Origin of the sequence: Streptomyces sp. ATCC 21386 (assembly GCF_018728545.1) — a bacterium.
GTDB lineage: Bacteria > Actinomycetota > Actinomycetes > Streptomycetales > Streptomycetaceae > Streptomyces.
Genome location: NZ_JAAVVL010000001.1, coordinates 4,963,837 through 4,977,292 on the forward strand (window position 1 = coordinate 4,963,837; position 13,456 = coordinate 4,977,292).

Consider the following 13,456-nt stretch of genomic DNA (forward strand, 5'->3'; position numbering starts at 1 on the left):
AGGGGGTGCGTCCGCTCCAGGAGGCGTGCTCACCCCTGCCCGGGGAGGGGACTTCACCGCATGAAGCGGACTTCACGCACCACCGTGCTCACGGTGGGCGCGCTCATCGCCGCACTCGGCCTGCCCGCCGGTCCGGCCCAGGCCGACGACCCCGCACCCCGCATCGATCTGCGGGTCCTGGTGGTCAGCGACGGTGGCCCGTCCACCGACGCGATAGCCGCCGAACTCACCACCGCCGGCACGCCGTACACCGAGGTCGACCTGACGAGCTCCGACCGGCCCGTGATCGACGCCGGCTTCCTCGCGGACACCGTCGACGGCCGCCCGCGCGCCAAGTACCAGGCGGTCGTCCTGCCCAACGACAACCCGTTCCCGGCCGGCTCCACCGAGATGACGGCGCTCGCGGAGTACGAGCGCACGTACGCGATCCCCCAGGTCGACGCCTACACCTACGCGCGTCCGGAGGCCGGTCTGCAGTACCCGGTGTACGGCGGCTACTCCGGCGGACTCGACGGCGCCGAGGCCCAGGTGACCGACGCCGGGAAGGCGGGCCCCTTCGGCTACCTCGACGGTGCGGTGCCCTTCGAGGACAACGACCCCGCCGTCGGCGAGAGTTACGGCTATCTGTCGAGACCGGTGGCGGGCGCCGACTTCACGTCCTACGTCGACGCGGCGATCCCCGGCGGGTCCACGCGCGGCAGCCTGGTGGGCGAGTACCGCCACGACGGGCGGCGCGAACTCGTCGTCACCTTCGTGTACAACCAGTACCAGCAGCAGTTCCGGCTGCTCGCCCGCGGCATCGTCGAGTGGATGACCGCCGGGGTGCACCTGGGCGCCACGCGGAACTACTTCGCCGTGCACGTGGACGACGTGTTCGCCGCCGACGACCGCTGGAACACCGCACTCAACTGCACCCCCGGCGACGTCGACTGCGCCGACCCGAACGTCGAGCCCGACCCCATCCGCATGACCCCGGCCGACGTCGACCACGCCACCGCCTGGCAGACCGAAAAGGGCTTCACGCTCGACCTCGCCTACAACGGTGCCGGCAGCGTCGACCACCGCGAGGACAACAACGGAGACGACCCCCTCACCGACCGGTTCGTCGCGGAGCGCAACCGCTTCCGCTGGATCAACCACACCTACTCGCACCCCTTCCTCGGCTGTGTCCAGGACACCAGCGTGGTCCCCTGGCGATGCGCGACCGAAGCCGACGGCTCCACCCGGTGGGTGAGCCGCAACGACATCTCCGACGAGATCGCCACCAACCGCGTCTGGGGCGAGACGGCCGGACTCCCCCTGGAGGACGGCGAGTTGGTCACCGGTGAGCACTCAGGCATGAAGGTGCTGCCGCAACAGCCCGCGGACAACCCCAACCTGGCGCTCGCCCTCGACGACAACGACATCACCTGGCTCGGCTCCGACAACTCCCGCGAGCCCGTCCAGCGCGAGGTCGGCCCCGCCACGACCGTGCCCCGCCACCCGATGAACGTCTTCTACAACGCCGGCCGCGCGGCCGAACAGGTCGACGAGTACAACTGGATCTACACCGGCCGAGCCCAGGGCGGCAGCGGCATCTGCGAGGACAACCCCGCCACCACCACCTGCCTCACGGCACCGCTGGACCCGGCCACCGGGTACGAAGAGGTCATCGTGCCGCTGGAGAAGCGGATCGCCCTCGGCCACGTCCTCGCCGGCGACCCCAAGCCGCACTTCATCCACCAGTCGAACCTGGCCGAGGACCGCATCGCCTACCCGGTGCTCGACGGCGTCCTCGACGGCTACGCGGCCCTGTTCGCCGAGAACACCCCCGTGGTCAACCTGCGGATGAAGGACATCGGCGCCGAACTCCGCCGCAGGGCCGCCTGGCAGGCCGCGCTGCAGGCCGGTGACGTCACCGCCCACCGCATCGGCGACACCGTCACCGTCGAGGCACCGGACGGCCTGGCGGTCACCGTCACCGCGCCCACCGGCACCACCCTCGCCGGTTCCGCCTTCGGCGATCCCTACGCGGGCGCCGTCTCCGGCTGGACCCCCTCCACGGGTGCCCCCCTCTCCCTCGGCCTGCCCGCCTCCGTCGGCCCCTCGGCCACCGACGCCACCGGGCCCGTCGAGAGCACGGCCCCCGCACCGGACACCCGCGTTCCCGCGGGCGTGAACGAGAGAGTGCCGTACACCGCGGACTCCGTCACCTCGGGCTCCACCACCGCGGACGACTGACCCGCGGCACCCGCCCATCGAGCCGTCCCGGCCGCACCACCCGGCCGGGACCGGCAGGAAGCACCCCACACCACGGCCGTGGAGCACACCGATGCCCGTTCCCCACGACGCGCGCCGACTCGGCGCGGCGCGCGTCACCCTCCTCACCGAAGGCACCTATCCCCACAGTCACGGCGGCGTCAGCGTCTGGTGCGACCAACTCGTCCAGGGCATGCCGGACGTCGACTTCGACGTCATCGCCGTCACCGGCACCGGACGCGAACCCCTCGTCTGGGACCTGCCCGCACACGTGTCCCGTGTGCTGTCGGTCCCCATGTGGGGCGACCCGCCCGAGGGCCGCGCGGCCCGGGGCCGTGCCCGTCACCGACTCGCCGGCGCCTACGAACGGTTCCTCACCGCCCTGCTCGACCCGGCGGCCGAGGCCGGCTTCGCGCCCGCCCTGTACGAGCTGGCCCGAGCAGCGGGGGACGGCACGCTCAGCCCCTTCCTGCGCTCGGACCGGGCCATCGCCCAGCTGACCGCCGTCTGGAACCGCCCCGGCCTCGCCGTCCGCGAGGCCCGCCCCACGCTGCACGACGCGCTCACCGCGACCTCCCTGCTCGAACACGCCCTGCGCCCGCTCGCCGCACCGGCTCCCGAGACCGGCGTCGCCCACGCGGTCAGCGGCGGCGTCGCCGTCCTGCCGGGCCTCGCCGCCCTCGAACGGCACGGCGTCCCCCTGCTGCTGACCGAACACGGTGTCTATCTGCGCGAGCGCTACCTCGGCTACCGCACCGCGCCCTACCGCTGGCCCGTGAAGGCGGTCGTCCTCGGCTTCTTCCGCCTCCTCGCCGAGGAGACCTACCGGCGGGCCGCCCTGATCACCCCGGGCAACCGCTACAACCGTCTCTGGGAAGAACAGGGCGGCGCCGACCCCGAGTCGATCCGTACCGTCTACAACGGCGTCGACCCCGCCGCGTTCCCGCCCGCCGGGCCCGAACCGGAGGCGCTCACCCTCAGCTGGGCGGGCCGCGTCGACCCCATCAAGGACCTGGAGACCCTCATCCGGGCGTTCGCCCTCGTCAGGGCGGAACTCCCGGACGCGCGACTGCGGTTGTTCGGCGGGACACCGCGCGGCGGCGAGGCCTACCGGGAGCGCTGCGAGGCCCTCGCCGCCGAGCTGGGCCACGGCGACGCCGTCACCTTCGAGGGCCGCGTCGACGACATCAAGGACGCCTACGCCGCCGGTAACGTCGTCATGCTCTCCAGCATCAGCGAAGGCTTCCCGTTCACCCTCATCGAGGCCATGTCCTGCGGGCGGGCCACCGTCTCCACCGACGTGGGCGGTGTGCGCGAGGCCGTCGGCGACACCGGGCTCGTGGTGCCGCCGCGCGACCCGGAGGCGATGGCGAAGGCCGCGCTGGAGCTGCTGGGCGACCCGGCGCGCCGCCGGGCCATGGGGGAGGCGGCCCGGCTCCGGGTGATCGAGCAGTTCACCCTCCGCCGGACCATCGACACCTTCCGCTCCATCTACCTCGAACTGCCCACCCTGGAAGAGCGATCGGCGGCCGTCGTCCTCCCGGCGCCGACGCCCGCCCCGATCAGCACGGTGGCCGGATGAGCGGCCCCCTGTCCCTCGAACCCGGCGGCGTCGAACACGACACCCTCGCCATCCGGCTGGCCGACCGGCGCCGCCCGCGCCGCCGCCCCAGCTGGGCCCTCGGCGACGACACCACCCTCACCATCCGGCTCCCGCACCGGGGCCCGGACGAGGAAGCGGTCAACGCACTCGCCGCCGAACTGGCCGACCGCGTCGGCCCCGCCGTCCACCCGTACGAAGTGGCCGCCCTGCTGGAGGCGGAGGGCCTGTCCACCTCCCTCATCAAGGAACGCTACGGCCACCCGAACCTGTTCTCGCTGGCCTCGGCCCTGTACGAACGGGTGCCGAGGACGTTCCCGGAACCCGCGCCGGGCCCCGACCCCTGGCGCCCGGACACCCTGCGCTGCCTGCTGCGGGGCGTCCTCTTCGCCCTGCCCGGCCTCGCCTATCTGCTGACCGCCCCGCTGTGGAACCCCGGCGCGCACGCCCCGGCGCTCATCGTGGCGGGACTCGTCTCCTGGGCCTGGGGCCAAGCCCTCGGCCACCGCGCCCACCTGCGGTTGGCGACCGGGCCGCGCGAAGCGGGCCGTACGCTCCTGATCGGCGCGCCCGTCGGAGCGCTCGTCGCCACGGCCGTCGCGGCACTGCCCGCCGACGGCGGACCCGTGACCCTCGTGGCGGCCGCCCAGTCCGTGTACCTGGCGGCGGCCGGCGTCCTGCTCGTCCTCGGCCGGGAGCGCCTCCTGCTCGCCGCGCTCAGCCCGTTGACCGCCGGGGCCGGCGTCCTGCCCTGGTGGGAACCGGGACCGTGGCTCCGCGCCGCACTGCCCCTCCTCGCCCTGGCCGCCACCCTCGCCGCCACCGGCCTGACCCTGCGGACCGCCCTCGCCGCCCCGGCCGTCCCGGACGCCCGCCGCCCCCGCCCGCTGTGGTCCCTGCCGTACGGCCTCTTCGGACTGGCCGCCGGCGTCCTCGTGCTGCTGGAGGGCAGGCAGGAGCCGTACGCGGTGATCGTGCTGACGGTGAGCATGGGCCCGGCGGAATGGCTGCTCCACCGCTACCGGGGACTGTCCGTCTCCGCGCTGCGCGCCGTCGCGACCCCCGCCGGGTTCCTGCTGCGCTCGGCCGGGATCCTCGGCCTCTGCCTGCTCGCCCACCTGCTGCCGCTGCTGCCCGCAGCCCTGCTCACCGGGGCCGACCCCGTCCCACTGCTGCTGCTCGCCGCCGTCCTGTGGACCGCGCTGCTGCTGCAGGCCTTCGGCGTGGCCTGGCCGTCGGCCGCCATCTGTCTCGCGGCGGCCGGCGGCGCCGGGACGGTCACCCTGCTGCGCCTGCCACCGGGCGACCTGGCGCTGCCCCTGTGCTGCGCCGCCGCCGCGCTCTGTCTGTCGGCGTGCGCGCTGCGGCTGCTCGGCCGGCCCGCACCGCACGCCTGAGCCCCGTGCTCACCACGACCACCGCACACCCCCCCGTGCCACCCCCACACAACCGACCGACCGGAAGGACACACCAGTTGACCTCCGCACCGCTCGCCGCCGTCACCGGAGCCGAGGGCTTCATCGGCTCGCACCTGACCGAGGCGCTCGTCGCCTCCGGACACCGGGTCCGGGCCATGGCCCAGTACAACTCCTTCTCCTCCTACGGCTGGCTGGAGACCCTGCACCCGGATGTCCTCGACCAGGTCGAGATCGTCCTCGGCGACGTCCGCGACCCCGGCTCGGTCCGCGGCCTCCTCGACGGCGCCGACACCGCGTACCACCTGGCGGCCCTCATCGCGATCCCGTACTCCTACCAGGCGCCGCACAGCTACGTGGACACCAACGTCACCGGCACCCTCAACGTCCTGGAGGCCGTCCGAACCCTCGGCACACCCCGCCTGGTGCACACCTCCACCAGCGAGACCTACGGCACCGCGCGGACCGTGCCGATCACCGAGGACCACCCCATCAACACCCAGTCCCCGTACGCCGCCTCGAAGGCCGGCGGGGACCGACTGGCCGACAGCTACCACGCGAGCTTCGACACCTCGGTCGTCACCCTGAGACCGTTCAACACCTTCGGGCCCCGCCAGTCGATGCGCGCGGTGATCCCCACGGTGATCGGGCAGGTCGCGGCGGGGGAGCGCAGCATCACCCTCGGCGATCTGCGTCCCACCCGGGACTTCACCTTCGTCAAGGACACCGCGCACGCGTTCCTGACCGTCGGCACCGCGCCCGCCGACAAGGTCGTGGGCCGCACCTTCAACGCCGGCACCGGGGGCGAGATCTCCGTCGGCGACCTCGTCGCGCTGATCGGCAAGGTCATGGACCGCGAACTCGACGTCCGCGAGGACGAGGCTCGCATCCGGCCCGCGAACTCCGAGGTCATGCGGCTGGTCGCGGACGCGAGCCGGCTGACCGCCGCAACCGGCTGGCAGCCCGCCCACACGCTGGAGGAAGGCCTCGCGCACACCGTGGAGTTCTTCCGCGACCCGGCCAACCTCGCCCGCTACAAGACCGGCATCTACAACATCTGACTCCCGTCCACGCACGGCACGAAGCATGAAGGAGGAGCACCATGCACGCAGTGATCCTGGCGGGAGGCAAGGGCGTCCGGCTGCGGCCCTACACGACCGCGCTGCCGAAGCCGCTCGTCCCCATCGGCGACCAGCACGCCATCCTGGAGATCGTGCTTCGCCAGCTCTCCACGGCCGGCTTCACCCACGTCACCATCGCCATCGGCCACCTCGGCGAGATCATCCGTGCCTACGTCGGCGACGGCTCCCAGTGGGGCCTGACCGTCGACTACGCCCCCGAGGAGAGCCCGCTGGGCACCATGGGCCCGCTGCTCAACCTGCGCGAGAAGCTGCCCGAGTCGTTCCTCGTGATGAACGGCGACATCCTCACCGACCTCGACTACGCCGACGTCCTGCGCCGGCACCGGGATTCCGGGGCGCCGCTCACCATCGCCACCTACACCCGCGAGGTCCACATCGACTTCGGTGTCCTGACCACCGACGACAGCAAGGTCGTCGCCTTCACCGAGAAGCCGAGCATGGACTACCGCGTCTCCATGGGCGTCTACGGCGTCTCCCGCTCCACCCTGGAGGGCTACACCCCCGGCCTCCCGCTGGGCTTCGACGAGTTGGTGCTCGACCTGATAAGGGCTCAGAACCAGCCGCACGCCTACGACTTCGACGGGTACTGGCTCGACATAGGCCGCCCGGACGACTACGACCGGGCCAACGCCGAGTTCACCACCCGCAAGTCGCTTCTGCTCAAGGGAGCCTGAGCACCACATGCGCATTCTCGTCCTGGGTTTCACCGGCTATCTCGGTTCTCATGTCGTCGAGGGGCTGCGTGCCCTGCCGGGCGCGCTGGTCCTCGGCGGCGGCCGTGCGCCGGCCGCCGACCACGCCGTCGACGTCGCCGTCGACCTCGCCACGGTCAGCCGTGCGGAACTGGCGAAGAGCCTGGCGTCGGCCGCGCCCGACACCGTGATCAACTGCGCGGGCGCGACCGGCGGTGACCCCGTCACCCTCGCCGAGGTCAACGCCAGGGGCGCCGCCGTCCTGTGCGCGGCGCTCCGCGAGGCCGCGCCCGGCGCCCGGCTGGTGCACCTGGGCTCGGCCGCCGAGTACGGGCCCGGCGTCGCGGACGTGCGGGTGACCGAGTCGGCGGCCACCCGTCCGGTCGCCCTCTACGGCGCGACCAAGCTCGCGGGGACGGTCGCCGTCACCACCTCCGGCCTGGACGCGGTGGTGCTGCGGGTCGGCAACCCGGTCGGCCCCGGGGCACCGGCCACCAGCCTCCCCGGGCGCATCGCCACCCTGCTCCGCGCGGCCGGCCCCGACCCCGAGGCCGTTCTGCCCCTCGGTGACCTCTCCGCGTACCGCGACTTCGTCGACGTCCGCGACGTCGCCCGAGCGGTCGTCCTCGCCGCCACGGCCACCGGCCCGCTGCCGCCCGTCCTCAACATCTCCGGCGGCCGAGCCGTGCCGGTCCGCACCCTGGTCCGGCTCCTGTCCGAGAAGGCCGGCTTCCGAGGACATATCACCGAGAACGCGACGGCCGGGCGCGCGGCCGACGCTCACGCGGCCGGGTCGGTGCGGTCGGCGGAGGTGTCGTGGCAGTGCTCCGACATCACCGCTGCCGAGGCTGCCCTCGGCTGGCGTCCGGCCCACAGCCTGGACGACGCGCTCACCGCGCTGTGGGAGAGCGGCGAAGACACCGGGGAGAACACAGGCATGGGGAAGGACCAGGCTGTCGGCAAGAACAAGGCCGCAGAGCAGAACGAAGCCGTCGAGACCGAGGCGGTCGGGGAACGGCACGGCCCCGGGGAACGGCACGGCGTCTGGGAACGAGACGGCGTCGGGGAACGCGGGGGCGGCGAGAAGGGTGTCCGTACGTCGTGAGTCTGCTGATCCCGCTCTACGTCCACCCGGCCGAGGACCCGGGCGCCTGGCACCGCCTCATCACGGCGGCGCCCCGCACGTACGCCGTCGTCCTCAACCCCGCGAACGGCCCCGGCGACGTCCCGGACCCCGCGTTCACCGCGGCGGCCGGGGCCCTGCGCGTGGCCGGCGCCCGGCTCCTCGGCTACGTCGACACCGACTACGGGGTGCGCGACCGAGCCGAGATCGCCGACGACGTACGCCGTCACCGGGAGTGGTACGACGCCGACGGGTGCTTCCTCGACCAGGTGACGGCCACCCCGGACGGCCTGCCCGACTGCCGCAGGCTCGTCCGGGCCGTCCGCCGGCTCGGCGCCGCCACCGTCGTCCTCAACCCCGGGGTCCACCCGGCCCCGGGCTACGCCCGTCTAGCCGACCTGACCGTCACCTTCGAGGGCCACTGGTCGACGTACGTCTCGGCGTTCAGCCGGCCCGCCTGGGCCGCCCGCCACCCGCCCGAGCGGATCTGCCACCTCGTCTACGGCGTCCCCGAGGCACTCGTCCCGCTCGCCGTGCGCACCGCGCACGACCGGGGCGCCGCCGTCTGCGGTCCGGTGACCGGGGAACCACCGAACCCCTGGGCCCAGTTGACGCCCGCCCTCACCGGGACGGACCGATGAGGAGGCCGACGTTCGCGTACGTGGCGCTGCTGACCGCCCTGCTGGCCTCGACCCTGGCGGGCTGCGGCGACTCCGAGCCGGACACCGAGTCCACGACCGGGCCGCGCTGGAGACCCCGGCCCGGTCTCGCCTGGCAGTGGCAGTTGGACGGCAGGGTCGACCCCTCGGCGGACGTCCCCGTCTACGACATCGACGGCTTCGAGAACTCCGCCGGGGACGTGGCCCGGCTGCACCGGGACGGCCGCAAGGTCATCTGCTACATCAACGTCGGAGCCTGGGAGGACTTCCGGCCCGACAAGGACGCCTTCCCGCGCTCGTTGCTCGGTGAGGAGAACGGCTGGGCGGGCGAACGCTGGCTGGACATACGGCAGGTGGACGTCCTGCGGCCCCTCATGGAACGCCGCTTCGACATGTGCCGGGACAAGGGCTTCGACGCGGTGGAGCCCGACTTGATGGAGGGCTACGGCGACGACACCGGCTTCCCCCTCACCGCGCGCGACCAGCTGACCTACAACCGCATGATCGCGGACATCGCCCACGAGCGCGGGCTGGCGGTGGGCCTGAAGAACGACCTGCCCCAGATACCCCAGCTGCTGGCCGACTTCGACTTCGCGGTCAACGAGGAGTGCGCCCAGTACGACGAATGCGAGCGGCTCTCGCCCTTCGTCGAGGCAGGCAAGGCGGTTTTCCACGTCGAGTACACGGAACCCAGGAGCCGTTTCTGCGCGGAGTCCCGTCGGCTCGGGCTCTCGTCCATGGTCAAACGACTGGAGCTGGGGGTGTGGCGCCAGCCATGCTGAGCGCGGCCAGCCCGGTCGGCGCCCTCGCAACGAAATCCTCACCCTGCGTGACCCGTGCGAGGACGCCCGGCACGCGGGGACCGACATCGGTCCCTCCGCGGGAGGTCGCCGAGCTGTCCCGTCACGAGGACGGGCACGGCTGGGCCCGACGCGCGACATCCTCCTGCGCACCGCCCGCTGACGACCTCCGGCGGCGCCCCTCGCGCCCGCGACGCTGTGTCGTCGCTCGTGCAACCGTGCGTGACCGGGTTGTTCTCCTGGAACGAGAAGCGCGCCCACACGGCTCTCGGCTCCTATGGTGGAGTTCTCAGGCTGGCACGGACGCTGAGGCGGCGACCATGGCGGATACGGCGATCGACTACGCGGCGGTGTTCCAGGCGCTGCCGGGCATGGTGGCGCTGCTGACACCCGAGCTGGTGTACGCGGACGCGAACGAGGAGTTCCTGCGGATGTCGGGGCGCACCCGCGAGCAGGTGGTGAACCGGTACCTCTTCGACGTCTTCCCCGACAATCCCGAGGACCCGTCCGCGAACGGGATGCGGAACCTGGCGGCCTCGCTCAACCGTGTGGTGACGACCGGCGAGCGCGACGCAATGGCGTTGCAGCGCTACGACGTGGAGTCGGCGGAGCGGCCGGGGGAGTGGGAGGAGCGGTACTGGAGCCCCGTGAACGCGCCCGTGTGCGACGCCCAGGGGAAGGTGGTGCTGCTGATCCACAAGGTGGAGGAGGTCACCGAGCTGATCCGCGCCCGCGAGCGCGCCCCCGGCGACCGGGCCCGCGTGCTGGAGGCCGAGCTCTACACCCGCGCACGGGAGCTGCAGGAGGTCAACGAACGACTGCGCGAGTCGCACGCCCACGAACGGGAGGTCGCACTCGCCCTGCAGAAGGCGATGCTGCCCGCGCCCGACCCGATCGGGAACCACCGCGCGGCCGTCCGCTACCAGCCGGCGACGGACGCCCTGAACGTGTGCGGCGACTGGTACGACCTGGTCGACCTGGCCGGCGCCGACCGTGTCGGGATCGCCGTCGGTGACGTGGTCGGTCACGGTCTGGCCGCCGCCTGTGTCATGGGCAAGCTCCGCAGCGCGCTGAGCGCCGCGTCCCTGGTGGCCGACGGCCCCGCCCAGGCACTGGACGCGCTCGGCCTGTACGCCCGCTCCGTCGACGGCGCCGAGAACACCACCGCCGTGCAGACCTGCGTCGACTGGGACACCCACACCATCACCTACAGCAGCGCGGGCCATCTGCCGCCCGCCCTGCTGTGCCGTGACGGCACGGTCGTCTTCCTCGACGGGGCCACCGACCCGCCGCTCGGCGCCCGCCCCGAGCACATCCCCCGTCCCGAGGCCACCCTCGACTTCACCGAGGGCGACATCCTGGTCCTCTACACGGACGGTCTGATCGAACGCCGTGACGAGGACATCGACGTCAGCCTCGGGCGCCTCGCCACAGCGCTCACCCGCCATCGCCGCTCCGCCCCCGAGCTTCTCGCCGACGCCCTGCTCCTCGACCTCCTCCATCACGGCCGCGTCACCGACGACACGGCCCTCGTGATCCTTCGGCTGTGAGGCGTACACCCGGTGGCCACGGCGAGCACCGCCCGCCGAGCCACCCCGAGGCCCTGCCGCGTGACGCCGCTCACCGCGCCGTCACGAACGGTCAGTCCAGGAAGTCGGCCACCAGCGCGGCGAACTCGTCCGGGTCGGCCAGGCGGATGCCGAGGGCTTCGGCCTTGGCGCGCTTGGAGCCGGCGTTCTCCCCCGCGACGACCAGGGACGTCCGCTTGGAGACGCTGGAGGAGGCGCGGCCCCCGGCGCGTTCGACGAGTTCGTTCATCTGGTGGCGGCTGAGCTTCTCCAGGACGCCGGTCATCGCGCCCGTGACCACCACCGCCATCCCGGCGAGCGGCCCGCCCGCGGCCCCGGTGCCCTCCTCGGCGCCGGCGGAGCTCTCGGTGCCGGGGGAGTCCTCGCCGGCCGGCGCGGGAGGCGTGGCGCCCGGCTCGGTCATGTTCACCCCGGCCGCCACGAGCTTGTCGATGAGCGGGGCGAGTTCGGCGAGTTCGGCCACGATCGACGGGGCCTTCTCGGTGCCGATGCCCTCGACCCGCTGGATCGCCTCTGCGTCCGCGGCCCGGATGTTCTCCATGGTGGCGAAGTGGCGGGCGATACGGCGGGACATGGAACGTCCGGTGCCCCGCACCCCCAGCGCGCACAGCACCCGTGACAACGGCCGCCCCTTGGCCGTCTGCAGCGCGGCGAGGAGATTGTCGGTGCTGGTCTCCCCCATGCGCTCCAGTCCGAGGAGCTGCTCCCGGGTGAGGGCGAACAGGTCCGCGAGGTCGGCCACCAGGCCCGCCTCGACGAGCTGGACGACCCGGGTGTGCCCGAGCCCCTCCACATCGAGCTGGTCACGGCCGACGGCGTACGACAGGGAGGCGACCAGGTGGCAGTTGCGGCCGTTCTCGCAGCGCCAGCGCTGTTCGCCGGTGTCGATGCCGGAGCCGCATCTGGGGCACACTTCGGGGAACGCGATGGGCTGTTCGTCGCCGGTGCGCAGATGGGCGACGGGCGCCTCCACGCGGGGGATCACGTCACCGGCGCGGTGCACCATGACATGGTCGCCCAGCCGCAGGTCGCGGCGCGTGATGTCGGCCGGGTTGTGCAGGGTGGCGTACGTGATGGTGGAGCCGTCGATCTCGACGGGCTCCAGCACGCCGCGCGGCGCGATGATGCCGGTGCGGCCGACGTTCCACTGCACCTCCAGCAGCCGTGTGATCTTCTCGACGGCCGGCAGCTTGTAGGCGATCGCCCAGCGCGGGGCGCGGGAACCGGATCCGGCGGCCCGCTGGTCGGCGGCCAGGTCGGCCTTGACGACGATCCCGTCGATCCCGAAGGGCAGCCCGGCCCGCAGCGCGGCGATCTCCGTCACCCGGGTGAGCACTTCCTCGACCGAGTCGGCGGTGACACCGGGCACGGCCGTGCTCGCGGTGGTGTTGACCCCCAGTTCGGCGGCGCGGGTCATCAGCTCGCTGTGGGCGAGTTCGGTCAGCCGGGCGGCGTCGGCGGCGTCCGTGCCCGGCAGCGCCAGGAGCCCGTACCCGAAGAACGTCATCGGCACGGTGTAGGCACGCTCCTTGGCGCGCAGGGTGCCCGCCGCGGCGTTGCGCGGGTTCGCGAACGGCTGCCCGCCGTGCCCGGTGCGTATCTCGTTGGCGTGCTCGAACTGGGCGGTGGTCATGAGGACTTCGCCCCGCACCTCGACCGTGACCGGCTCGGTGAGCGCGTCCGGCAGCCCCTCGATGGTGCCGATGGCGTGCGAGACGTCCTCCCCGGCCGTCCCGTCGCCACGGGTGATCAACCGCGTGAGCCGGCCCCGTGTGTAGCGTGCGGCGACCGCGAGCCCGTCGAGCTTGGGCTCCACGCTGAACCGCTCCACGTCGTGCCCGATGCGCCGGGCCAGCGACGCCGTCCACGCGGTGAACTCCTCATCCGAGAAGACGTTGTCCAGGCTCAGCATCGCCACCGTGTGGGGCACGTCCCCCTCGACCGCGCCACCGGCGACCTTGCCGGTGGGCGAGTCGGGCAGGATCAGATCGGGATGCTCGGCCTCCCACGCCGCGATGCCGCGCACGAGCCGGTCATAGGTGTCGTCGTCCAGCGCCGACGTACCACCGGTGTAGTAGGCGGCCGAGGCCCGCACCGCGTCCTCGACGGCCTGTGCGTAGGCGGCGGCATCCACGATCACTGCAGCTGATGTCGTCATGCCCCCATCCTGCCGCCCACCACTGACAACGCCCCCGAAC

10 protein-coding genes are annotated in these 13,456 nt (G+C 72.9%); 9 read left to right on the top strand and 1 reads right to left on the bottom strand.

The window, feature by feature from the left end; translation table 11 throughout:
- Positions 1-60: 60 nt before the first annotated feature.
- The 9 genes from GWK25_RS21155 (at position 61) to GWK25_RS21195 (ending at position 11,219) form a co-directional block, all read left to right on the top strand.
- A complete protein-coding gene (locus tag GWK25_RS21155; RefSeq protein WP_215452103.1) occupies positions 61-2,220 on the top strand; it encodes a hypothetical protein in 2,160 nt (719 codons plus the stop codon).
- Positions 2,221-2,311: 91 nt separating this feature from the next.
- Positions 2,312-3,820: a GT4 family glycosyltransferase PelF gene (pelF, locus tag GWK25_RS21160; RefSeq protein ID WP_215452104.1), complete on the top strand. Its 1,509-nt coding sequence runs from the start codon at positions 2,312-2,314 to the stop codon at positions 3,818-3,820.
- Positions 3,817-5,235 (top strand): hypothetical protein, encoded by a 1,419-nt coding sequence (locus tag GWK25_RS21165; protein WP_215452105.1) that lies wholly within the window; start codon positions 3,817-3,819, stop codon positions 5,233-5,235. The genes pelF and GWK25_RS21165 overlap by 4 nt, the downstream gene beginning before the upstream one ends.
- Before the next feature lie 77 nt (positions 5,236-5,312).
- Positions 5,313-6,314 carry a GDP-mannose 4,6-dehydratase gene (locus GWK25_RS21170; RefSeq protein WP_215452106.1) on the top strand — a complete coding sequence of 334 codons (1,002 nt, stop codon included), beginning with the start codon at positions 5,313-5,315 and terminating at the stop codon, positions 6,312-6,314.
- A 41-nt stretch (positions 6,315-6,355) separates the two neighbouring features.
- Positions 6,356-7,069 (top strand): sugar phosphate nucleotidyltransferase, encoded by a 714-nt coding sequence (locus GWK25_RS21175; protein ID WP_184898157.1) that lies wholly within the window; start codon positions 6,356-6,358, stop codon positions 7,067-7,069.
- Between the two features lie 7 nt (positions 7,070-7,076).
- Complete coding sequence (locus tag GWK25_RS21180; protein WP_215452107.1) at positions 7,077-8,192, top strand: NAD(P)-dependent oxidoreductase; 1,116 nt, start codon at positions 7,077-7,079, stop codon at positions 8,190-8,192.
- Positions 8,189-8,851, top strand: a complete 663-nt coding sequence (locus GWK25_RS21185; RefSeq protein ID WP_215452108.1) for a spherulation-specific family 4 protein — start codon at positions 8,189-8,191, stop codon at positions 8,849-8,851. The genes GWK25_RS21180 and GWK25_RS21185 overlap by 4 nt, the downstream gene beginning before the upstream one ends.
- Entirely contained in the window at positions 8,848-9,651 is an 804-nt protein-coding gene (locus tag GWK25_RS21190) for an endo alpha-1,4 polygalactosaminidase (RefSeq protein WP_215452109.1), read from the top strand. The genes GWK25_RS21185 and GWK25_RS21190 overlap by 4 nt, the downstream gene beginning before the upstream one ends.
- Before the next feature lie 338 nt (positions 9,652-9,989).
- Positions 9,990-11,219, top strand: a complete 1,230-nt coding sequence (locus GWK25_RS21195) for a PP2C family protein-serine/threonine phosphatase (RefSeq protein WP_215452110.1) — start codon at positions 9,990-9,992, stop codon at positions 11,217-11,219.
- Between the two features lie 91 nt (positions 11,220-11,310).
- Here the strand turns inward: GWK25_RS21195 and ligA are convergent, their stop codons facing one another.
- Positions 11,311-13,416: an NAD-dependent DNA ligase LigA gene (ligA, locus tag GWK25_RS21200; protein WP_215452111.1), complete on the bottom strand. Its 2,106-nt coding sequence runs from the start codon at positions 13,414-13,416 to the stop codon at positions 11,311-11,313.
- Between the last annotated feature and the right edge of the window lie 40 nt (positions 13,417-13,456).

Bases quoted from the DNA above. Each gene is read 5' to 3' on its own strand.
- GWK25_RS21155 (WP_215452103.1), top strand. From the start codon at position 61: ATGAAGCGGACTTCACGCACCACCGTGCTCACGGTGGGCGCGCTCATC.
- pelF (WP_215452104.1), top strand. From the start codon at position 2,312: ATGCCCGTTCCCCACGACGCGCGCCGACTCGGCGCGGCGCGCGTCACC.
- GWK25_RS21165 (WP_215452105.1), top strand. From the start codon at position 3,817: ATGAGCGGCCCCCTGTCCCTCGAACCCGGCGGCGTCGAACACGACACC.
- GWK25_RS21175 (WP_184898157.1), top strand. From the start codon at position 6,356: ATGCACGCAGTGATCCTGGCGGGAGGCAAGGGCGTCCGGCTGCGGCCC.
- GWK25_RS21180 (WP_215452107.1), top strand. From the start codon at position 7,077: ATGCGCATTCTCGTCCTGGGTTTCACCGGCTATCTCGGTTCTCATGTC.
- GWK25_RS21190 (WP_215452109.1), top strand. From the start codon at position 8,848: ATGAGGAGGCCGACGTTCGCGTACGTGGCGCTGCTGACCGCCCTGCTG.
- GWK25_RS21195 (WP_215452110.1), top strand. From the start codon at position 9,990: ATGGCGGATACGGCGATCGACTACGCGGCGGTGTTCCAGGCGCTGCCG.
- ligA (WP_215452111.1), bottom strand. From the start codon at position 13,416: ATGACGACATCAGCTGCAGTGATCGTGGATGCCGCCGCCTACGCACAG.